Source organism: Priestia sp. JNUCC 25 (assembly GCF_053667915.1).
Genome location: NZ_CM132211.1, coordinates 2166987 through 2189287, shown reverse-complemented (window position 1 = coordinate 2189287; position 22301 = coordinate 2166987). Strand labels below are relative to the sequence as shown.

At 39.5% G+C, this 22301-nt stretch carries 22 protein-coding genes and 1 other RNA gene; 10 read left to right on the top strand and 13 right to left on the bottom strand.

From position 1 onward, the window contains the following. Positions 1–37 precede the first annotated feature (37 nt). Positions 38–703 carry a hypothetical protein gene (locus tag JNUCC25_RS11095; RefSeq protein ID WP_258198215.1) on the top strand — a complete coding sequence of 222 codons (666 nt, stop codon included), beginning with the start codon at positions 38–40 and terminating at the stop codon, positions 701–703. 67 nt (positions 704–770) lie between these two features. Here the strand turns inward: JNUCC25_RS11095 and JNUCC25_RS11090 are convergent, their stop codons facing one another. The 3 genes from JNUCC25_RS11090 to JNUCC25_RS11080 all read right to left on the bottom strand — a co-directional run bounded on the left by JNUCC25_RS11090 (position 771) and on the right by JNUCC25_RS11080 (position 3717). Continuing rightward, the gene (locus JNUCC25_RS11090) at positions 771–1049 is read right to left on the bottom strand and encodes a hypothetical protein (RefSeq protein ID WP_223260155.1); all 279 of its coding nucleotides are present in this window, start codon (positions 1047–1049) and stop codon (positions 771–773) included. A gap of 113 nt (positions 1050–1162) precedes the next feature. Then, positions 1163–2665 (bottom strand): bifunctional ADP-dependent NAD(P)H-hydrate dehydratase/NAD(P)H-hydrate epimerase, encoded by a 1503-nt coding sequence (locus tag JNUCC25_RS11085; RefSeq protein ID WP_028413492.1) that lies wholly within the window; start codon positions 2663–2665, stop codon positions 1163–1165. Between the two features lie 11 nt (positions 2666–2676). Further along, a complete protein-coding gene (locus tag JNUCC25_RS11080; protein ID WP_098112557.1) occupies positions 2677–3717 on the bottom strand; it encodes a C45 family autoproteolytic acyltransferase/hydolase in 1041 nt (346 codons plus the stop codon). Positions 3718–3859: 142 nt separating this feature from the next. Here JNUCC25_RS11080 and JNUCC25_RS11075 point away from each other — a divergent pair, with 142 nt between their 5' ends. The 3 genes from JNUCC25_RS11075 (at position 3860) to JNUCC25_RS11065 (ending at position 6898) form a co-directional block, all read left to right on the top strand. Next, entirely contained in the window at positions 3860–5737 is a 1878-nt protein-coding gene (locus tag JNUCC25_RS11075) for a terpene cyclase/mutase family protein (RefSeq protein ID WP_140456792.1), read from the top strand. Positions 5738–6059: 322 nt separating this feature from the next. Further along, entirely contained in the window at positions 6060–6602 is a 543-nt protein-coding gene (locus JNUCC25_RS11070) for a GNAT family N-acetyltransferase (protein ID WP_029321532.1), read from the top strand. Positions 6603–6703: 101 nt separating this feature from the next. After that, entirely contained in the window at positions 6704–6898 is a 195-nt protein-coding gene (locus tag JNUCC25_RS11065; RefSeq protein ID WP_013056879.1) for a hypothetical protein, read from the top strand. 1 nt (position 6899) lies between these two features. On the opposite strand, the gene JNUCC25_RS11060 is transcribed toward JNUCC25_RS11065, so the two are convergent. The 4 genes from JNUCC25_RS11060 to JNUCC25_RS11045 form a co-directional block, all read right to left on the bottom strand. Further along, positions 6900–7685: an ABC transporter ATP-binding protein gene (locus JNUCC25_RS11060; RefSeq protein WP_013056878.1), complete on the bottom strand. Its 786-nt coding sequence runs from the start codon at positions 7683–7685 to the stop codon at positions 6900–6902. Positions 7686–7703: 18 nt separating this feature from the next. Further along, positions 7704–8186, bottom strand: a complete 483-nt coding sequence (locus JNUCC25_RS11055; protein ID WP_013056877.1) for a GNAT family N-acetyltransferase — start codon at positions 8184–8186, stop codon at positions 7704–7706. Positions 8187–8344: 158 nt separating this feature from the next. Further along, positions 8345–8821, bottom strand: a complete 477-nt coding sequence (locus JNUCC25_RS11050; protein ID WP_013056875.1) for a site-2 protease family protein — start codon at positions 8819–8821, stop codon at positions 8345–8347. Between the two features lie 146 nt (positions 8822–8967). Continuing rightward, positions 8968–9786 carry an AraC family transcriptional regulator gene (locus JNUCC25_RS11045; protein WP_155660429.1) on the bottom strand — a complete coding sequence of 273 codons (819 nt, stop codon included), beginning with the start codon at positions 9784–9786 and terminating at the stop codon, positions 8968–8970. Positions 9787–9924: 138 nt separating this feature from the next. Between JNUCC25_RS11045 and JNUCC25_RS11040 the strand changes: the two genes are divergently transcribed. After that, positions 9925–13029 (top strand): glycoside hydrolase family 2 TIM barrel-domain containing protein, encoded by a 3105-nt coding sequence (locus JNUCC25_RS11040; RefSeq protein WP_454223259.1) that lies wholly within the window; start codon positions 9925–9927, stop codon positions 13027–13029. A 36-nt stretch (positions 13030–13065) separates the two neighbouring features. Here the strand turns inward: JNUCC25_RS11040 and JNUCC25_RS11035 are convergent, their stop codons facing one another. From JNUCC25_RS11035 to JNUCC25_RS11020, 4 genes are all read right to left on the bottom strand, one after another. Beyond that, positions 13066–13977 carry an EamA family transporter gene (locus JNUCC25_RS11035; RefSeq protein ID WP_013056872.1) on the bottom strand — a complete coding sequence of 304 codons (912 nt, stop codon included), beginning with the start codon at positions 13975–13977 and terminating at the stop codon, positions 13066–13068. Between the two features lie 98 nt (positions 13978–14075). Then, positions 14076–15992 (bottom strand): vWA domain-containing protein, encoded by a 1917-nt coding sequence (locus tag JNUCC25_RS11030; RefSeq protein WP_013056871.1) that lies wholly within the window; start codon positions 15990–15992, stop codon positions 14076–14078. 11 nt (positions 15993–16003) lie between these two features. Next, a complete protein-coding gene (locus tag JNUCC25_RS11025; protein WP_013056870.1) occupies positions 16004–16918 on the bottom strand; it encodes an ATP-binding protein in 915 nt (304 codons plus the stop codon). A 131-nt stretch (positions 16919–17049) separates the two neighbouring features. Further along, positions 17050–17280: a YkvS family protein gene (locus tag JNUCC25_RS11020; protein WP_013056869.1), complete on the bottom strand. Its 231-nt coding sequence runs from the start codon at positions 17278–17280 to the stop codon at positions 17050–17052. 421 nt (positions 17281–17701) lie between these two features. Between JNUCC25_RS11020 and JNUCC25_RS11015 the strand changes: the two genes are divergently transcribed. Both JNUCC25_RS11015 and JNUCC25_RS11010 read left to right on the top strand, forming a co-directional pair. Then, positions 17702–18196, top strand: coding sequence for an RNA polymerase sigma factor (locus JNUCC25_RS11015; RefSeq protein ID WP_013056868.1), 495 nt, complete (start codon positions 17702–17704; stop codon positions 18194–18196). Further along, complete coding sequence (locus JNUCC25_RS11010) at positions 18193–19383, top strand: anti-sigma factor (protein ID WP_013056867.1); 1191 nt, start codon at positions 18193–18195, stop codon at positions 19381–19383. The genes JNUCC25_RS11015 and JNUCC25_RS11010 overlap by 4 nt, the downstream gene beginning before the upstream one ends. A 150-nt stretch (positions 19384–19533) precedes the next feature. Here JNUCC25_RS11010 and JNUCC25_RS11005 read toward each other — a convergent pair whose 3' ends face one another. Continuing rightward, positions 19534–19986, bottom strand: coding sequence for a helix-turn-helix transcriptional regulator (locus JNUCC25_RS11005; protein WP_041816549.1), 453 nt, complete (start codon positions 19984–19986; stop codon positions 19534–19536). Positions 19987–20139: 153 nt separating this feature from the next. Here JNUCC25_RS11005 and JNUCC25_RS11000 point away from each other — a divergent pair, with 153 nt between their 5' ends. The 3 genes from JNUCC25_RS11000 to JNUCC25_RS10990 all read left to right on the top strand — a co-directional run bounded on the left by JNUCC25_RS11000 (position 20140) and on the right by JNUCC25_RS10990 (position 21624). Beyond that, entirely contained in the window at positions 20140–20760 is a 621-nt protein-coding gene (locus JNUCC25_RS11000) for a hypothetical protein (RefSeq protein WP_078081767.1), read from the top strand. A 109-nt stretch (positions 20761–20869) separates the two neighbouring features. Continuing rightward, a non-coding RNA gene (ssrS, locus tag JNUCC25_RS10995) (6S RNA) lies at positions 20870–21047 on the top strand. Positions 21048–21195: 148 nt separating this feature from the next. Next, a complete protein-coding gene (locus JNUCC25_RS10990) occupies positions 21196–21624 on the top strand; it encodes a pyridoxamine 5'-phosphate oxidase family protein (protein ID WP_063671472.1) in 429 nt (142 codons plus the stop codon). Positions 21625–21652: 28 nt separating this feature from the next. Here JNUCC25_RS10990 and thiE read toward each other — a convergent pair whose 3' ends face one another. Further along, a complete protein-coding gene (gene thiE, locus JNUCC25_RS10985) occupies positions 21653–22297 on the bottom strand; it encodes a thiamine phosphate synthase (protein WP_013056863.1) in 645 nt (214 codons plus the stop codon). Positions 22298–22301: the final 4 nt, after the last annotated feature.

The following is a 22301-nucleotide window of genomic DNA, read 5'->3' as shown; positions in this document are numbered from 1 at the left end:
CATGTTGTTTTACATAATTTAGAAATATTATACAGAGGTGAACATTTTGTTTAAGAAATTCAGGTTTTTATGGTTTATTCTGCTGATCTTTGCACTTATTTTTGTCAAAAATACGTTCTTTTCTTCTTCAGAGAACGCCGCTGAGACTCTAGCAACGTCAGATGTTCCACAAGCCGCAGATACTTTCAAAGATGGAAACAATCAGCAGGACGGAGTCATTATTCAAAAATATCGCAAACAGCTAGATGCAGCACAGAAAAAAAATGACGAAAAAGCTACTAAAGAAATACAAGAAAAAATTTATGAAGACGGAAGACAGACGGCACTAAACTTTTTACCGCGCAATAAATTTCAAAGAGCTTTTTCTCAGCCTTCGAAAAAATCGGCCGATGACATTTATAACTTTCTAATTGCCCAAGTAGGGTTTGGAGGATATGATTCTCTTTATCAAGAAGCAATAGCCGCAAAAAAAGAAGCAGCTTCTTCTACTGATGAATTAAATATGAGTGGCATTCAAGCTAAAACCGCTGCACTTACATACGGCACACTCGCACAAAGAGAGCAGCTGCTTGTTACAAGTCTTGCCTATGACTTAAGCAGCGTAGGCGTCATTTCTTCCGATACAGCTAAAGGTATTGATAAAAAAGCTACTCATATGCTAGAAGTTAGAAAAGAAGGAATAAATGCCGCGATGCAAGAATAAGCGAAACAGCTCTTTTCTTCTTCCTAATAAAAACGTGTCCGCCTGTTTGGCGAACACGTTTTTTTGTTTAATAAATAATAGCCTGTACGCTCATTATTGTAACGGTTAAAATAAGAATCACGTTTCCTATAATTAACCACGGCTTTGCGCTTCCTCTTCTACCTTTAATAGCCGTGATTAGTCCAGCAATGGGCAATAAAGCCATAATGATGACCCAAATTTTACGAAGAATGCTGGAATCCAAATAAAAACCAAACTGCATCATCGCAAATAACACGACTGTAATAAGGAAGAAAAGTGTAGGCACAGCTAAATGAATGCCTCTTGGTCTCATTGAGTAGTACACAACATCACTTTCTTTCTATGTAAAATCTTACGTAAAATAACGTTATCATTTACACAGAGTTTTGACAACTTTTTGAAGGATTTTGTCAACAAATTTTAATAATCCAGAAGAAATCACTTCTCATTCAGCTGCCCGAAGACTGCCGGAAGTGCAGAAATAACGTCACTTGCTAACATATCTATCATTGTATGCCCCTGATCGAGCAGCACATCCGCTGCTTTTCCATGAACATATACCGCATTGCTGATTGCTTCTTGAAGAGAATCATGCTGCATAATAAAAGCGAGGATGATTCCGGTTAACGTGTCACCCGTTCCACCTTTTGCAAGTCCTGCGTTTCCAGTGGTATTTACGTATTGTTTTCCATCCGGCGTTGTAACGATCGTGTTTGGGCCTTTTAATACAAGATACACACCATTTTCCACTGCGTATTGGCTAGATATCGAAAATCGATTTGCTTCTACTTCTGCGATTGTTGTATCCACGAGTCTAGCCATTTCTCCGGGATGAGGTGTTAAAATCGTTGCGTGTTCTCTTTCTTTTACTTCTTTCATCAAATCCGGCAGATGAAAAAGAGCATCTGCGTCGATTACAACAGAAACGGGCTGTTGAAGTACTTGTTCGACAACTTTCTTTGTTTCTTCCGTTCTCCCAAGCCCTGGTCCAACTGCAATTGCATCGTACTTTGCTTCTTCTAAAGGAATCTCGCCTGCAAAAAAGCCATCTTTGCTTGGGCATGGCTTATACATCACTTCTAACATGTGAGCAGCTGCAATCGCATGAATATCATTCGGAAGCGCAAGCGTTAAGAGCCCTGCTCCGCTTGTGAGTGCTGCTTTTGACGTTAGCATCGGCGCTCCGGGTGTTTGAAGTGAACCTCCTATTACGATTCCTTTTCCATGTGTACCTTTATTGGACGAAGCATTCCGAATGGGAAAAGATTGTTTAATATGCTGAGTTGACCATACCTCTTTAAGGGATGAGCTTTTTCCAATTGCTAGCGGTGGGATACCGATATCTACTACAATCAATTCACCATAGCTTTCTTTGCTCGGGTATGTAAATGCCGTGATCTTTGGCTGCTGAAGCGTAATCGTAGCATCTGCACGTACCGTAAGCTCTTGCTTCTGTTCCATTACTCCACTTGGGACATCGATGCTGTATATGTAAGCCTTAGAGTCGTTTATTTTTTTTATAATGTTATCATAAGGAGATTTGATGCTGCCTTTTACGCCTATACCTAATAAACAATCAATAAGGACCGTATACTTTTTTACAGAGAAGTTGTCTCCCGCCGATTGCCACGCGAATTCAGCATTTTCATAGATGATCATGGCTTTTTTAGCTGCGCCTTTTATTTTTTCCCGTGCAGGAACTACCCAGACGTCAACTTCATAGCCTTTTGACTTCAAAGCACGGGCAATAACAAAGCCGTCTCCTCCGTTGTTTCCCGTTCCTATAAGCAGCCCTATTTTTTCATATTTTTCGATTCGCTCACTCAGCGCGTTTGCAGCAGCCTGTCCGGCATTTTCCATAAGGGACTCTTCACTCATCCCAATTGTATTCGTCATATAATCATCTACTTGATACATCTCTTGATTCGTTACAATTCTCATTATGCTGCTCCTTACTGAAACGGAAATGGTTCGTCTGTATTTACCGTTCCTTTTATTTTCGTTATAGTTAATTGTTCTCCTTTCACCCAATCCTCAAACGAGAAAATAAGAGGTTTTGCTTTTCGTCCAATTCCCACAATGACTTGCAGCGTCTCCGGTACATATGCCACTGTATGAAGCGTTCCAGCAGAATTCCGGTAATCTTCTTTAAAAATACCGTATTCATCTTCATTAAATAAAGAAAAAGCTTCAAGAGGCGATAGCTTTTTTTCAATATGATCTCGAATATGATCGAGCCTTTCCTTTGACTCTACCAAATGATGACGATTTTCTTCGACCAGCTGATTAAAATGGTTCGTACACCCCATCATCGTTCCTCTTTGTACATGAACGCCTCGTCCAGATGCTTCGACTACTGCTCCCTGTCCGCTGCGGTCGTAAATGGAATAATTAAACGCATGACGGTGCGGTGCTCTTTCTAAAATAGCAACAGCCTCTTCTGTCGTTTCACATGTTTCTAAAATAAACCGAGCAAGCGTACAGCAAATAAATCCGTTCGTTTGACGGCGGCGATTAACAAAATGATAGCCAATTGCTAATCCTTTTTCGTTCATTCCATCCATTCGCCCAATCATTCTTGTTCCAAACCCGACGCTTGCATATCCTTCATTTGGCTGAAAAAGCAAAAATCGACCTTCGTACGTTTTCGGATGATAATCGTAATTCCGCACATACACACCGTGCTGCATAAGAGCAGAACATCCCGTTTTCTTCCACTCTTGCTGATACCCGCTGTACTCATGTATGACGTCTTCAAGAGGCCAATCTAAGCCTTCTGCTAAGCCCAATAGCTCGTCCCACAGTCCGGGAGCAAATAAGTCGTAATAATGACGAGCTTCTTTTGCTATCGTTTGATAGCTTCGTAATGAACGTTTTCTTCTTTTTTGATGATTTTCAAACAGCTTTGTTCCTTTATGTGATTCCCCTTGCATTTTACCAAGCTCTCGGTAAGAGCCTCGCCCTTGAATAACTTCTACCTGTATTTCTTTCACTTCTATCACTCCAATTTTCCAGTACCTTTATTGTGCAGCAAGCGCTCTATTCTTTGCAACTTTCTCCTCTCATAGAACGCTCTTCCTTTGAATACAGTTATAAAGAAACAGGTCGAAAGATTGAAAAGCATTATCATAAGAGGTGATCATATTGCTAAAGGAAGTTCAGCTAGAGATTCAGCGAAGAATCGCCTATCTGCGCCCAACACAAAAAAATGACGGGTCATTTCGCTACTGTTTTGAAACAGGCGTTATGCCTGATGCGTTTTTAATTATGCTTCTTCGCACCTTTGATTTAGATAAAGAAGTGTTGATTAAACAATTAACCGAACGGATCGTTTCCCTTCAAAATGAAGATGGTCTTTGGACGTTGTTTGATGATGAAGAACACAACTTATCCGCTACTATTCAAGCTTATACAGCTCTTTTATATTCAGGCTATTACCAAAAAAATGACCGGATTTTGCGAAAAGCAGAAAGATATATTATAGATTCAGGAGGCATTTCTCGCGCTCATTTTCTCACAAGATGGATGCTTTGTGTTAACGGCTTATACGAGTGGCCAAAGCTATTTTACCTCCCGCTTTCTCTTTTGCTCGTGCCTACCTATGTACCGCTTAACTTTTATGAACTAAGCACCTATGCCAGAATTCACTTCGTCCCGATGATGGTAGCTGGAAACAAAAAATTTTCACTTACTTCTAGGCATACACCTTCTCTTTCTCATTTAGATGTAAGAGAGCAGAAACAGGAAGCGGATGAAGCTGCTCAAGAATCACGCGCTTCTATTTTTTTAGTCGACCATTTAAAACAGCTGGCTTCTTTACCTTCTTACATCCACAAGCTTGGTTATCAAGCAGCCGAGCGTTACATGCTAGAAAGACTTGAAAAAGATGGAACACTCTACAGCTACGCAACCTCTACTTTTTTTATGATTTACGGTCTTTTGGCTCTTGGCTATAAAAAAGATTCGTTTGTGGTTCAAAAAGCAATTGACGGTATTTGTTCACTACTTAGTACATGCAGCGGTCACACGCACGTAGAAAACTCCACGTCAACCGTTTGGGATACCGCCCTGCTATCTTACGCTCTACAAGAAGCAGGTGTACCGCAGCAAGATCCCATGATTAAAGGCACAACTCGTTACTTAAAGAAAAGACAGCATACAAAGCTTGGAGACTGGCAGTTTCATAACCCAAATACAGCGCCTGGAGGCTGGGGATTCTCCGATATTAATACGAATAACCCTGACTTAGACGATACGTCTGCTGCTATTAGAGCTCTTTCTAGAAGAGCGCAAACCGATACAGATTATTTGGAGTCTTGGCAAAGAGGCATTAACTGGCTGCTGTCCATGCAAAACAAAGACGGGGGTTTTGCTGCATTTGAAAAAAATACTGACTCTATTTTATTTACTTATCTCCCGCTTGAAAATGCAAAAGATGCAGCGACGGATCCGGCTACTGCCGATTTAACCGGTCGAGTGCTTGAGTGCCTCGGAAACTTTGCTGGTATGAATAAATCCCACCCTTCGATTAAAGCTGCAGTAAAATGGCTGTTTGATCATCAGTTGGATAACGGGAGCTGGTACGGCCGGTGGGGAGTTTGCTACATTTACGGAACGTGGGCCGCTATTACAGGACTTCGTGCTGTAGGGGTTTCTGCTTCTGATCCGCGTATCATCAAAGCTATCAACTGGCTCAAAAGCATTCAACAAGAAGACGGTGGATTCGGAGAATCATGCTATAGCGCTTCTTTAAAAAAATATGTGCCACTATCGTTTAGCACCCCTTCTCAAACGGCTTGGGCTCTCGATGCTTTAATGACAATATGTCCATTAAAAGATCGAGCCGTTGAAAAAGGAATTAAATTTTTACTGAATCCAAATCTTACAGAGCAGCAAACTCATTACCCCACGGGAATTGGTCTTCCTGGACAATTTTATATTCAGTACCACAGCTACAATGATATTTTTCCTCTTCTTGCACTTGCTCACTACGCAAAAAAACATTCTTCGTAAAGAGGCTGGGAGAAAAGTAGTTTAGCTGAAGGAAGATCCGAACGATGAATCGAGATTCTTGCTTGAGAATCCAACTCGTTCGGATTTTTTCATTTGTAGAATGAACGTAGGCTTCATGTATGTAGAGCAGTTAATGGAAAGCCAAGGCTTGCACGGAAGTCAACCGCGGTGTAACAAGCACTCCATACTAGCGTATCGATCCCATTTGTTTTAAGATTCGATGGACATAGTTATGTCTGAATTTCTTTTATACATAAAAGCAGGTTTTTTAGGAGACAAGTGGAATACCTTTTTAAATGTTAGAAAAGAAAGGATGCATCAAATGAATAATGTTTCACCACTTTTAAAAGGAAAAAACGTGATACTAAGAAAACCAAAAGACAGCGATGTAAATGACTATCTAGCATGCAAACAAACAAAAGAACTTATTCGCATGTACGGAGGCGATACCCGAAACTTAAAACCTCTTACATTACAAGATGCCAAGCGGCACGTCGAGTACATAAAGTCTCAAAAGCTGAATTGGTGTATTGAATATGAGCAGCGTTTTGTTGGAGAAGCACGGCTGACCGTTAACGAGCACGACCGGCGCGCACGGTATGCAATTGGTTTATTTGATTCTTCCGTCTGGAATCAAGGGCTAGGCACCGAAGTTACAAAATTGGTACTTGCGTACGCATTTGAACACCTTCACTTGCACAGAGTCGATTTACGAGTGCTCGAATACAACCATAGAGCCATTGCTTGTTATGAAAAATGCGGTTTTGTAAAAGAAGGAATAGAGCGTGAAGGTGCTTTTATTGAAGAAGCATTTCAGACAGATCTTATCATGAGTATACTCGAACAAGAATATTATCAGCTGTAGAAAAGAGAATCAGCTGTCGTCATCCTACTTCTTTAAAAGTTCGTATAGCCCAAGCCTTTTGTGAATAAAGTAACATAACGATATAATCAAAGGAGCCAACGATGACAGCTTATGATTCCTCTTCTTTTGTATTTGTAACCATTGATAAACATGACATTGCTGCTTTTTTACTAATTGATATTATTTGCAGCACCACTATTTATGTAGCATGTAAACATTATCTCCACAATGAGCTTGTTTCCATTGCAAGCAGCGCTCTTTTTCCCATGGTATGTAAGAAGGTTTCTCGACGCTAGCTCAGCTTTTTACCGGTTCTTTTAATGACAGCCAAGTGCGTTCCTTCTGCTGCTGAATCTCTACGGAGTGATTAAAAAATTTAGAAAGATGCGGCTCAGTGAGCTGGTCTTTCGTTTTTCCAGAAGAAAACACTTCTCCTTGGCGCATACAAAGCGTATGGGTAAAGCACGGCAAAATTTCTTCTACATGGTGAGTAACATAAATAAGCGTAGGCGCTTTTGGCTGCTCTGCCATTTTTGCAATCAGCTGAAGAAGCTGTTCTCGGGCCATTATATCTAGTCCTGTACATGGCTCATCAAGTATTAAAAGCTTTGGTGAAGCCATAAGAGCTCGGGCAATTAGCACTCGCTGGCGCTCTCCTTGAGAAAGTGTTCCGTACGCCTGATTTTGTAAATCTTCGCAATTTAGCAGCTTCATTAATTCTATAGCTTGGTTCATATCTTTTTGCTCCACTTGTTCATACAAACCAATAGATGCAAATTTGCCGCTTAAAATCATTTCTAAAACCGTATCGTCATCTTGAAACCGCTGCTGAAGCGAAGAACTTACCCACCCGATTTCTTTTCTGAGCTCAGACAGATTTGTTTCTCCAAATTTCCTTGAGAGAACTTCTACTTGGCCTTTTGTAGGCCAGATATATCCGTTGATTATATTTAAAAGCGTCGTTTTTCCGGAACCATTTAACCCAAGCAAACACCAATGTTCCCCTTTTTTCACTAACCACGACACGTTTTTTAAAATTTCTTTTTCTGCTCGTTTTACCGAAACGTTCTTAATTTTGATCATGCTAACACTCCTATACTCTCATTTTTCATTATATATACTATAAAAGAATAATGATTTGTCCCATTTGTTAACTTGCTTTTCTTTTTTCATGCCAATTCTTTCAGCCACTTTAATCGATGGGTAATTGTCAGGATCTATCAATGATGTAATTTTCTGAAATTTCAGCGTATGAAGTCCATAATCTAAGCAAGCTTTTGCTGCTTCACTCGCATAGCCCTTCCCCCAGCGGCTGCGTAAGAATAAATAACCAAGTTCTGGATCTACCTTTCCGTCTACTTTTTGAAGAACCATGCCGCACTGCCCTAGAAACTCTCCTTTCTGTTTATCCTCAGCGATCCACATGCTAATGCCGTACGTTTGATAATGCTGCTTCATCCATTGAATCCAGCGGCGTGTGTCTTGTTCGCTTTTAGTAGAAGAATAATACTTCATTGCTTCAGCATCCTCAAAGATTTTCAGTAAATTTTCTGCATCGCTTTCGGCCATGGCTCGCAGCGTCATTCGTTCTGTCTCAATAATCGTATGAATCCTCTCCTTTCTTACATTCCAACATCTACTATCTTTATTATCCGCTACTATTTTCTTTTCGTAAAGTTTTCCTTTTTTTATTTAAATGAACGAGAAAAAACGCACCAAAAAAGGCTGCTACACACAGCCCTTTAATCTGGATCACACGTTTTCCCGTACCGTAATACGTTATATATAGCACGTCCATCACTTGCAGATGTCTCTGTATATTGAATTGGCAGCAGTGAGAAAATAACATAATAGACTGAAAAATAAACAAATTGATAGCAAAATATATCTTCAGGCAGAATATTAGCCATAATTAATCCATTTATTATAAAAATAGTAAGCACATTAAACAGTACACCACCCGCATACACCACTGCATGAGAAATGCGACTGTCATTCTTAAGATTTTCATATTTACAAAACGAGTCTAAAAAATAGACTGACTTAATTTTAAACTTCCCCATTTTAAGAATCGTTTTCCCTCGCCCAATAGTAAAATCGACCTTCCCTCCGAAAATAATTGCCATGACGGAATGCCCCAGCTGATGAACAAATGATACAAGTGGCAATACAAGACAGAATGACCACACAAACTTTGGAAGATCATTTAACCCAAACACGTTTATCCCTCCTTTTTGTTTCTTCTCTCTACTTTTCCTCCCCGTTTTCACTTAAAACTACATTTAATTTCTTTTTTAAAACTCATACGGAATAACTAGCATACACTTCGTGTCTTATGACCTAGATAAACCCTGATGTATGTAGCTTATGAAAAATACATTTTTCGAAAAATAGTTGGCGTAACGTTTTCCTGTTCTTTGAAACGCTTGATAAAGTAGCTTGGATGTTCATACCCTACTTGTCTTGCTATATCTTGTACAGAGATTTGGTTGTTTTTAAGCAGCAGTTTCTTTGCTTTTTGAATCCGCACGCGCGTTACGTATTCAAATGGCCGGATGCCAAGAGATTGTTGAAAAAGCAAACACGTATACTGCTCCGTTACGTTGAGCTGCTGCGCCAGTACTTCTAGCGTTAACGGCTGATGATAATATTCCTCGATATAACGAAGGACTGGGTTTAGCTGAGTAATTTGCTGCAGGCGACTTTTGCTTTCTATATATACGCTGTCTTGGCGAAGTTTTAAAATGACGCTATATAGTAGTTCAGAGCACTGCATGGTGCTAGAGGTATGATTTTCTTCTAACCGATCCATTAGTTCTTGAAGCATCCTGTAAAGACTTTCAGCATTTGTAAGGACGATTTTTCCCGAATTAATAAATTGAAGAGAAAGCATGATATCATCAATCACACTTCCGTTAAAAGAAACCCAGCATACTTGCCATTCGCTCGTAACGGGATAGTATTCGTGCGGAACGTGCGGCGTCAGAAACATCCCTTCATTTTCTTTTATAATATAAACCTCATCATTTACACGAAGCTCGCCTCTTCCTTTTATGCATTGAATCCATTGATAATCAGGAAACTCTCCCTGACGCTTAATATGCTTTTGGTGTCTCCAGCTTCCAGCGCTTGTAACATAGAATGGCAGTTTCATATCTTCATCTGAAAGGGCCGGAAAGTACATACGGTCCACATTACTTCCCCCTTTTTATGTGAATATAGTTATATTATCATGAAAATAATTGGATTGATAAGGTTTTCAGAAAACGTTATCATTTTCATATAAACTAATAACCTAGTACTTTAGAAATGAGGGATCGACGTGTTAAAAACCGGCAAGAAATTTCATTATACAGCACCTGCAAACGGATACCCTGAATGGAATAACAACCCTGAAATTTTTCAATTGAACCGTTCAAAAGCACACGCTTTACTTATGCCTTATCAAACGGTCGAAGAGGCCTTAAAAAATGATAGAAAATCTTCTGTTTACTATCAAAGCTTAAATGGCAGCTGGTATTTTCATTTTGCTGAAAATGCAGATGCCCGCGTCAAAAACTTTTTCGCACCTGAGTTTTCATATGAGAAATGGGACTCTATTTCAGTTCCTTCACATTGGCAGCTGCAAGGATATGACTATCCTCAATATACAAACGTGACATACCCTTGGGTTGAAAATGAAGAGCTCGAACCTCCTTTTGCACCGACTAAATATAACCCTGTCGGTCAGTACATCCGTACTTTTACATCTAAACCAGAATGGAAAGATCAGCCGGTGTACGTCAGCTTCCAAGGCGTCGAATCTGCTTTTTACGTATGGATTAACGGTGAGTTTGTTGGATACAGCGAAGACAGCTTTACTCCAGCTGAATTTGATATAACTTCTTACCTTCAAGAAGATGAAAATACGATAGCAGTAGAAGTATATCGCTGGAGTGATGCAAGCTGGCTTGAAGACCAAGATTTTTGGCGAATGAGCGGCATCTTCCGAGATGTGTATCTCTATTCTACTCCACCAGTTCACATCTATGACTTTAGCGTTCGTTCGTCGCTTGATAACAACTACCAAGATGGTGAACTTATCGTTTCAGCTGATATCTTAAACTACTTTGAGCACGATACTCAAGGTCTAACATTTGAAGCCACGCTGTATGACGCGAATGGCCAAGAAGTACTACAAGCTCCGCTGCAAATAAATTTAAGTGTGAGCGATCAACGTACAGTCTCCTTGCGTACACACATTAAAAGCCCTAAAAAATGGAGTGCAGAAAGCCCTCATTTGTATACGCTTGTACTCAGCTTAAAGAATTCTGCTGGTTCTATTATTGAAACAGAAAGCTGTAAAGTCGGCTTCCGTACATTTGAACTAAAGAACGGTCTTATGACAATCAACGGCAAACGTATTGTACTTCGAGGAGTGAATCGCCACGAATTTGATTCAGTAAAAGGCCGGGCAGGCATCACGCGCGAAGACATGCTTCACGACATTTTGCTGATGAAACAGCATAATATTAACGCCGTGCGTACATCCCATTATCCTAACGATTCAGTATGGTATGAACTGTGTGATGAATACGGACTGTACGTTATTGATGAAACCAATTTAGAAACGCACGGAACGTGGACTTATTTACAAGAAGGTGAGCAAAAAGCCGTTCCAGGAAGCAAGCCAGAATGGAAAGAAAACGTATTGGATCGCTGTCGTTCGATGTACGAACGTGACAAAAACCACCCTTCTATCATTATTTGGTCGCTTGGAAACGAATCATTTGGCGGAGAAAACTTTCACCATATGTATACCTTTTTTAAAGAAAAAGATTCCACACGACTTGTTCATTACGAAGGAATCTTCCATCATCGCGACTATGATGCTTCAGATATAGAAAGCACGATGTACGTTAAGCCAGCAGATGTAGAGCGCTATGCATTAATGAATCCGAAAAAACCTTACATCTTATGTGAATACGGTCATGCAATGGGCAATTCATGCGGGAATTTATACAAATACTGGGAGCTGTTCGATCAATATCCGATCTTGCAAGGCGGTTTTATATGGGACTGGAAAGATCAAGCTCTTCAAACAACAGCAGAAGACGGTACTTCTTACTTAGCTTACGGGGGAGATTTTGGTGATACGCCTAACGATGGTAACTTCTGCGGAAACGGCTTAATCTTTGCTGATGGGACAGCTAGCCCTAAAATTGCAGAAGTAAAAAAATGCTATCAGCCCGTAAAGTGGACAGCAGTCGACGCTGCTAAAGGAAAGTTTTCCGTTCAAAACAAACACTTGTTTACAAACTTGAACGCCTATGATTTTGTTTGGACTGTTGAAAAAAACGGTGAACTCGTTGAAAAGCATGCGTCTCTTTTAAATGTAGCTCCTGATGGTACAGAAGAACTGACGCTTTCTTATCCTCTTTATGAGCAAGAAAATGAAACTGATGAATTTGTTTTAACTCTTTCTCTCAGATTGTCCAAAGATACAGCTTGGGCTTCAGCTGGATATGAAGTGGCATACGAACAGTTTGTACTGCCTGCCAAACCCGCTGTACCTTCAGTAAAAGCTGCTCATCCTGCTTTAACCGTTGACCAAAATGAACAAACGCTTACGGTTACAGGAACTAACTTCACGGCTATTTTTGATAAGCGAAAAGGACAGTTTATTTCTTACAACTATGAGCACACCGAGCTGCTTGCGTCGGGTTTCCGTCCGAATTTTTGGCGTGCAGTAACCGATAATGACCTCGGTAATAAACTGCATGAAAGATGTCAAACGTGGCGTCAAGCAAGCTTAGAGCAGCATGTGCAAAACATAAGTGTTCAGCCGCAAATTGACTTTGTTATCATTTCGGTTGAACTAGCTTTAGACAACTCTCTTGCTTCTTGCTATGTAACGTATACGCTATATAACGATGGTGAAATGAAGATTGAACAATCTTTAGCACCTTCTGAGACAATGCCTGAAATTCCTGAAATCGGCATGCTGTTTACGATGAATGCGGCTTTTGATTCTTTAACGTGGTACGGAAGAGGACCTCATGAAAATTATTGGGACCGTAAAACTGGCGCTAAGCTGGCCCTTCATAAAGGCAGTGTAAAAGAGCAAGTTACACCATATTTACGCCCTCAAGAATGCGGAAATAAAACGGACGTTCGATGGGCCACTATTACAAACGATCAAGGACGGGGCTTTTTGATAAAAGGTTTGCCAACAGTCGAGCTGAACGCTTTACCTTACTCACCTTTTGAACTGGAGGCTTACGATCATTTTTACAAATTGCCGTCAAGCGATTCAGTAACCGTGCGGGTTAACTACAAGCAAATGGGCGTTGGCGGAGACGACAGCTGGGGAGCTAAAACACATCCTGATTACACACTATATGCTAACCGCTCGTATACAAACACGTTTACATTAAAACCTCTATAAAAGTAAAAAGGACTTTCAAATGAAAGTCCTTTTTACTTATGACGTCACCTCTGGCTTTCGCTGAGAAAGTAAAAATACCGTAGCGATAATAAGAATCGTACCTAACCACTCCGTCCATCCAAAGGTCACATGAAGCCATAGAACAGAGAGCGCCGCTGCTGATAAAGGCTCTGCTGACGCAAGAACAATGGCTTCAGAAGCGCTAATATGCTTCAAACTTTCCAAATAGCAATAAAATGCAATAAGCGTTCCAAAGATGACTACAAATAACACCGCACACAGCGACAATAGCGACCACTCACCTGCTATATGCCACGGCGGGTGAATAAATGAAAAACTTACTCCACCTATCACCATTCCCCAGCCTACTACTTCAATTGAGCTCCATTTCGCAAGAAGGCGTTTAGGCTGAAGCGTATAAAAAGCAGACGTCACAGCTGCCCCAATCCCCCAAAACAACGCCCATCCTGTAATAGACAGCTCGTTAAAATTTCCGCTTGTTGCAAGAAAAAATGTCCCCGTTATGACGAGCGCAACAGAAATCATTTCTACTTTCACCGGCCACTTTCTTGCTTGCACAGCTAAATAGCCAATAATAAATATTGGCGACGTATATTGAAGCACTGTAGCTGTAGCAGCGTTTCCTGCTTCAATAGCTGCAAAATATGTATACTGCACGCCGAGCATACCGATTACACCAAACAAAAGCAGCGAAGTCCTCTCTTCTTTTGTTTTCCAAATTGCAAAAATATTGCGCTGCTTAGAGGCTATTGCCAAAAGCAGCAATCCGGATACTAACATACGAACGACGACCAGCCATTCTGCGTTAAAACTTTTATGCTGAAATAAATATTGAGCCACCGTGCCAGATACTCCCCACATTGTGGCACCAATGATTACAAGCAGCAGCCCCCATGCTCTTCTAGATGACGTTTGAACTCCTTCCACTTGCCATTCCTTCTCTCTTTTTCATATATATTTAACTTACCTCGCTCCTCTTTAACGGTCAATAGCAAAAAAAGTCGAAGCAATATGCTTCGACTTTTTTAAATGCTTTTATGAAGTAATTTCTTCAGTAAAGGAAATAGCACATCGGGAAGTTCTTCGATGTTTGGTACTAGAATACTATATTTCCCGTACATATTTTGAATGGTTTTCTTTTGTCCTTCATCAATTTCTCCGTTGGATAAAAAGACGTTGATGACTTCAATTCCGTGCTTGCGTGCTTCTAATACCGCTTCGTGCGTATCTACAATACCATTTTGTTCATATCCCATAGCGGCTGGTTCACCGTCTGAAAACACAAGTAAAAACTTCTGCTGTTCAGAGCGCTGAAGCAAACGGCGTGTCATATGGCGAATAGCAAATCCATCACGGTTGTCTTCTTCAGGCTCAAGCTGCATAATTTCAGGACCGCTTTTACGCTTTAACGATGCTTGAAAGTCCATAACCGTCTGCAGGTAGTTAGGCTGGCTCGTTTCGGTGGCATCATTTGTATCTTCCCAAAACCCTACAATTTGATGAGGCACCATAACAGACTTTAACGCTTCATGAAATAGCGTAATCCCAAGCTTCGTTTCATCCATTTTGTCGTACATCGATGCGGAACAGTCAACTAAAAGAGAAAAGACGGCATCAATTTGCGCAGAATCTTCATCTTTTTTATAAAACAAACGAGGATTGTCATCTGTCCATAGTTTTAGAAGCTTTTTATTCAATCGGCCAAAGTGCAGCTCGCTTCTAGGAAGCGTTTTTTTATGTTCAAGCGTTTTTTCAATCATTTGCTTTAATTTCTTTTGATACGATGCAATAATTTTTTTATTCTCATCATACTGAACAACGTGATCGTCGTTCGGAAGTTTAGAATCTATAAAAACAGCATAGGCATGCTTATTTTCTTTCCCATACTCATAATCCGCTTCCCCGTCTTTTTCCGGATGCGTTTGCTCCATGGCTTCGATTTGAGAATAATCGTTGCGCGATGTTTTTTGAGAAGACCCTTGCACCATGCCCATTGCTTGATCTCCATCGTCGCCTTCACGAACACCATCGCCTAGCATGTCTGTTTTTGAGCCTTGATCCATATCAAACTGTAGAAAACTTTGCGTCGCTTCGCTTGTCTCTCGATGCCACATTTCCATTTTCTCTTCGTGAATGTCTTCATCCCCGTCTTTTTCATGCTCTAAAATATCATCGTTCACTAATGAATCTTTGCGCTTTAAATCTTCAAATGTTAACCCTTCTTCTAACTGATCATACTGGAGTTCAGCCAAGAAGAAATAGGTATTAAGCATATCTTTTTCAATAATATCATCAAAAACATCTACAAGTTCAAGACAGATGCGCGATACATCTTTTGTTGTTTTAGCTTCATATACATTTGTTAGCTGTCTGCGAATAAAAGGCATCGCTAAATTAATCGATTCACTCATTGAAGGAATTTCTTCAAATGGATTTTCGGCCGTCAATAGCAAGTAGATGCCGTTAAAAAGTGCATCCGTATACACGCTTTTTGTTAAATTTGCGCTCATTTGTGTAGCAAAATATTTTCTATAGAGCTGTCTTCTGACGGCGAAGGCTTTTTTCGTTCCAGAACGTTCGCGTTTGCATACTTCTTCTAAACGAATATCTTCAAACAGCATAAACAGCTGCTTAGCTAAGCTAGGTACCGAGGTTTTATTTATTTTCTTTAAATATGCATTAATTTCTTTGAAGTTTGAATGCTTATAGCTTCCAATACTTCTTAAAAATACATCACTTTTTAAGCCGTACACTTTGTCTTGTTCTGGACGGTTATCCCAAAAGTGACTGAGATAAATAATGCCGTGTACAGGATCATAATAAGACGAAACGCGATACTCTACTTCAATTTCATCATTTTTTGTTAATGTTTTCGTTAAATCTGCCAGCTCCATATAGAGAAAGGAATCTACATTTTTGTCGTTAAATTTAATAAATCGCATAGCGCCACTCCTTACTCAAATAATGTTTCAGCAATATTTTGAATGGCGGCTTTTTCCCTTTCATCTTCTAGCTTTTCAATAATACCGCGTTTAATCGCGCGAAGAGGCGGCATATAAAGAGCTAAATCACACGTATCGATAAGCGCACGAATAGACGCAGCTTCTTCTGATACATGGCCGCTTTGAACTTGAGTAATTAAATCTGCAGAGAGCGTGACAAATTTATCAATTAATTTTTCGTCTTTTAACTGAGACTGAGACATCAGAACTTGCTTTAAGCTGCCTCCTTGAATATACGGAACTTCAATAACAACAAAACGATTTTTTAATGCTTCGTTTAATGGAACAGTACCAACATACCCCTCATTAATAGCCGCTACTACGCCGAACGTTTGCTGACCGCGTACTACATCTCCAGTGAATGGGTTCGTAATCATTTTCCGGTAATCAAGAACCCCGTTTAAAATAGGAAGCGTTTCAGGTTTAGCCATGTTAATTTCATCAATATATAATAAATGGCCTTTTTTCATTGCCTGAATAACAGGTCCTTCCACAAACTCAATACCTGTTTTCCCTTCTTGTTCAGCAATTGTTTTAAAACCAAGCAGCGCTTCTGCATCTAAGTCAACCGAGCAGTTAACGCTATGCATCGGCTGAGAAAATAAATGCGACAGCGTTTCAGCCAGCTTTGTTTTACCTGAACCTGTTGGCCCCTTTAAAAGTACATTTTTCCCTAGTGACAAGGCAATAATGGCATCTTCTAAAATATCTGCTTCTTCTGCTGTATAGCCGCCTTTTCCAATTAATAGCTGATCAGCATCGGACAAATTTTCATATTTACGATTCGCTAAAAGCGAAAGAACCTCTTGCGGTAATGATAATTGTGATAGTTGAATTGACATAACAAAAATCCTTTCTTTCTGCATACTTTCTATAGTTTACTAAAAAACATTGTTCATCTCAAAGAATTGCTTTACCTACGCTTTTCTCTAAGGTTTCCGATAGAAAAATCGCAGCCTTTAAACATATATTCAGTAAAAAAAAGTAGGTTATTCACCTACTTTTTTACGATTTTATAGTTTTTATGATTAACAACTGTTTTCATGGATTCGCCCGTTTCAGCATCTTTCCCAAAATCTACGATAACCGAATTGTCTCGCACTACCATAACAATTCCTTTAAATCCTTTATAGTCGCCTTTTTTTGGCTGAATCGTATCGCCAACTTTAGCTGCTTTGACTTTAGGTGCTTGTTCTTCTGTACCTTGTGTATTTTCTACGTCCATCATGACCCCACCTTTTCCAATTTACCGTGTTTTTTATAAGTGAAAACACAATTTAATTTACTTTTTGTTGAAAATACTTAGTTCATTTTCCCACAAACATCCATGGTTAAACAACATGTGTTTGTCCATTTTTATTTTGCAAACAAACGCTGTATTTTTTATTATGTATGTAGCTGTTTTTTGTAAGAGCACATCCTTGTTCTATCATAACATTTTCTGTTTCCTTCGAACACCAATTACCCTTTAGTTTTTTAAAAAAATGACAAATTACACGGAATTATGTCGAATTTCATATGGTTTTCTTTTTAGTATGATAAGCTATATATCGTATTTTAAGCATCTTTTATCTATTACATACGATTTTTGATAAAAAAACCGAAACTTTTATCCACAAATTGCGTTGATTAAATGAAAGGGGGAGAAAATGGCACAACAGCATAACTTTGAACACATTTATAAACAGCACATGCATGATTTGCTGCGCTATCTTCTCTCTCTTACTCGCAGAAAAGAATCAGCGGAAGATTTAATGCAGGAGACCTTTTACCGGGCACTTTTACACTTAGAAACATATAAAGGCGAGGAAGTGAAGCCTTGGCTGTTCAAAATTGCTTATCACGCCTTTATTGACTGGTATCGAAAAGAAAAAAAACGCCCTACTGTCGAAATAGAAGAATGGCACTTTACTCCTCAGCCAAGTGCTGAAGAACAAGTGATGATTCAAAGTGAAATCGACGGCTGGCTTTCTGATGTATCTGCTTTGCCTCCGGCTAAGCAGAATATTGTACTGTTACGAGATTATCACGGCTTCACATATGAAGAGATTGCAGAAATGACTGGCTTTACTCTGTCAAAAGTGAAAATGGACTTGTATCGTGGTCGTCAACAATTGAAAAAAAGAAAGGAAGAGGACGGATGAGCTGTCAAGATATGAAGCATCAATGGGAAAAATATAAAAACGGCACTTTGACAGACAAAGAAGCAGAAACACTTGAAGAACATACGGAAAATTGTGAAGCATGCTCAGCTCATTTGGAGCACTTGCTAACCGAAGATGAACCGTTATCGCCAACTGCATCAGCTACTTCATTAAGTGACGATACGATGTTGGATAATAAAAAAGTTAAAAAGTCCATTTATATCGCCAAATGGAAGCAGCGCCTTTCAAATGTGACAACTGTCATTGGCTCTGTCGTTCTGCTATGGATAATCGGCAGCTTTTTATCTATTGTATATTATCATCAATCAAAAACCGAATACATAAACAGCGTGAATCAAGCGGCTATCGAATCTGCTTTTCCGAACGTTCATATACGTGAAACCACTTCTGATACACAGTCCTTTTTCCGCATGCAGTCGCAAATGGAAGCTTATAAGCAAATTGGACGTGAAGAGCAGGCCATTGGGACGTTTACATTTCATCAGCTGTTTGATAAAACAAGCGGTGTAGAAAAAGAATTTCCTGGCGGCAAATACGATCTTAACCTTTCTTTTGTCTATCCTGATCCAAAAAAACTAAGGCTACATACAAAAGAGTATAAGGAATGGACGAATGAAACATGGAAAGCATTAGAAAATCTACCAAAAGGAACGGTAAGCGAAGTGGCTATTTCTTTTGATGATACGTACTCGCTAAAAGAAGTTCAGCAAAAAATGAACGCCATCGACAGCCGTGATTTTTCTACCTCTTGGTACGCGCTTAATACAGGGCACGAACAAAAAACAAGTACAAAAGACGAGCCATTAATTGACTTAACATCAACATTTGGCTTTCCAGAGTTTCTAGACTTACCTTACGAACACAAAGGAAATCAAACCCACTCTACTAGCAAGTCGAACGTTTTAAATATGATGAAACTATTAGCTGATAATGAAGAAACGGTCCAAAAAGTTCGTCAGCTAGACCATTCGGATCTGTTGCTAAAGCAGCGATATTCTTATGTGAAAAAACATGGCGTCGGTGTGTACGGCGTTGTGATTACAGGGCCTACAAAAAAGCTTCTGAAATTAAAAAATGATCCGTCGATCACATATGCGTCACTTGGAGATGTAGAGCTATGGAATTGGTTCAGTCGTCCCTCATCAGGTACCTTAATGAATCAGTAGAAGCTGAGACAAAAGTATAGCAATGGAAGAAAAATCCGAACGATGAATCAAGACTCTTGATGGAGAATCAAACTCGTTCGGATTTTTTTATGGATAGGGTGAACGTAGGTTTCATATATGCAGTGATTTCGTTACGTCTCGGCCTCTTTTTTATTCATTCGTTAATTCTTCAAACCTTTTTACCGCTTCGCTTTTATCAAATGAACTAAACCATCGATAGTCTTGGTCATCTAAAATGCGATAGTGCTGACTAATCATATTTTGCTGCAGACGAAAAGAGCCTTCTTTTTGAATTTCTTTCCACCATACTCTTCCTCCGAGCGTTTTATCTTTTGGAGAAGATACGCCGTTATGAGCAATGATTTCTACTACTTCTAAAGGAACGTCTCCTAAAACCGATTGAAGGATTTCACTGTCACCAAACAAACCGCATACTGCAACAGTGGTCGTCCACCCTGCTTCCGTGCGCCCTTTTTCAATTTGAACCAATGTTTTTTTGGAAATACCAATGACTTCAGCCATTCTGTCTTGTGAATAGTTTCTTTCTAAACGAATTAATCGTATTTTATCCGATACTGATTTAATTACTTCTTGTTTATTCATTTTCACAGCCCTTTCTTTCTATACACGTACATTTCTTTAGTGTAATATTACACCTAATTAAAGAAGAGTTTCAAGCGTTTCCCTTCGTCACAAGACGGGGAAATATACTGAAATGGTTTTTGTACACTAAAACAAGTAAAAGGAGTTGAGAATATGTATATCATTGTATGGGCTATGCTTGTACTATACGCCTTGCTGCTAGCTCCGGGAGCAAGCGCCGCTAATGATTTGCTGTTTAAAAATCTTATCACGGGAAATTTTCAACAGGTAGATCCGCTCGTGGTTATGGTATTCTCTTTTTTAGGACTTTTCCCAGTATTGTTTATGATAATGATCTGTAAAAAAGATACATACAAACTGCCTGGATGGCCATTTTCTCTTCTATCATTTGCGCTTGGAGCTTTTTCTCTTTTGTTCTATTATCATTGGAAAGGACAAAAAGTTCGAACACGTTCGCGTGTTTCTTCACGCTTCATTGCTATCATTTCTTCTCGTCTATGGATTGGACTGTGCTTAGCGCTCACGATTTCAGGTTACGTATACGGACTATCCGTAGGTTCAATAAAAGCTTATGGAGATGCTTTTATGCAGTCACAGCTTGTTAGCGTGATGACCGCTGATTTTTTTGTTTTAACGTGGCTTTCTTACTCCGTTATGACAAAAGAAAGGATTGCATCCCGGCCTTACCTTCTTTTATGTTTCATTCCAGTTGCGGGCCCTTTTCTTATTTTGTTACGGCATAACCGCCAAGATGTTAGAGAAGAAAAACTTTAAATAAAAGTCTTGCGTTCCATTCATTATTCCGTTATAATCATTTCTTGTACGATGAAAGTTGATTAATTAGAAAACATTTATATATCGGCATCTTATTTACATTTGTTATACATACCTGCGCTGTGCGTATACTCATGTTGTCTTAAACCTTTGAGTGTTAAAAGGGAGCTCAAAATTTAGCTGCAGATAGCACGCCCTTCTTGGGACGCTAAACCCGGCTATGAGGGCACCCACCTAGTAGATCTGGGTATTTAAGACACTTAGGGTTACGGCAGTGCGGGCTTATTTTTTAGTTAGCTGTAGCTAGCTTTTTTTATTTTTCATTTTATTAGTTTACATAACTATTTTATTGTTAACTTATATTTTTTTTTAGACATGTATGTTTTATTTATCTTCGATTGAGGAACATAAAAAGTAATAAAGGAGATGGATAAAATGAATGAACAAAAAATTGCTAAAAAAGTAAACGAAGTATTAGAAGGAAATCGTGTAGGAACATTAGCCACAGTTGTAAACAACAAACCCCATTCTCGCTATATGACATTCTTTAGCGACGAAGAGGGTATCGCTCTTTACACACCAACAAATATCAATACACATAAGGCAGAAGAAATCGAAGCCAATCCGAACGTGCACGTACTATTGGGCTACAGCGGTGAAGGATATGGCGATCAATACTTAGAATTATCTGGTACAGCTGTTCTTCGTACTGGTGATCAATTAAAAGAGCGTATATGGAACGATCACATGAAAGAATGGTTTGACGGTCCAAATGACCCTGAGTATGTTGTTCTTGAAATTACGCCGAACGAAATTCGCTTCATGAATGAAGGCGAAGAAACTCCTCAAACTGTTCAGCTATAATAAAAAAAGCGCACAGTGTGCGCTTTTTTTATTTTCCTACCGCTTCTTTCAATTGAGCTGCTTTTTCTTTTGGAGACGCTGCTAAGCTAATCGCGGTAATAATAGAAACGCCATCTGCACCTGCTTCTACTACTTGTTTGGCATTTTCAGGCGTGATACCACCGATTCCTACAATTGGAAAGTCAATATTCTGGTTTCGCACTTCTTCAATTAATTTTGTACCTTGCACTGCTTTTGCGTCTTTTTTTGTAGAAGTAGGAAAAACAGGTCCCATTCCTACATAATCCGCCCCGTCTTTTATCGCTTGCTGCAGCTCTTGTACATTATGAACAGAGACGCCCACAATCCCTTTTCCTATTTTCTCTCGAACAATATGAGCTTTTTCATCTTCTTGTCCAATATGAACGCCATCTGCTTGTAAGCGGATCGCTAAGTCAAGATCATCATTCACAACAAAAGGAACGCTGTGCTGCTGACAAATTTGCTGAAGTTCCTTCGCCAGCTGATATTTCGCTTCTCCTGTTAAGGCACCTTCGCCTTTTTCACGAAATTGAAACACGGTAACGCCGCCTTCAATTGCTTCTTTCAACACTTCTTTCGGATCTTTTTTACAGTTATTGCTGCCCATTATAAAATAAACTTGCAGCAGCTTTTTGATTTCTTCGTTTGTCATTTTC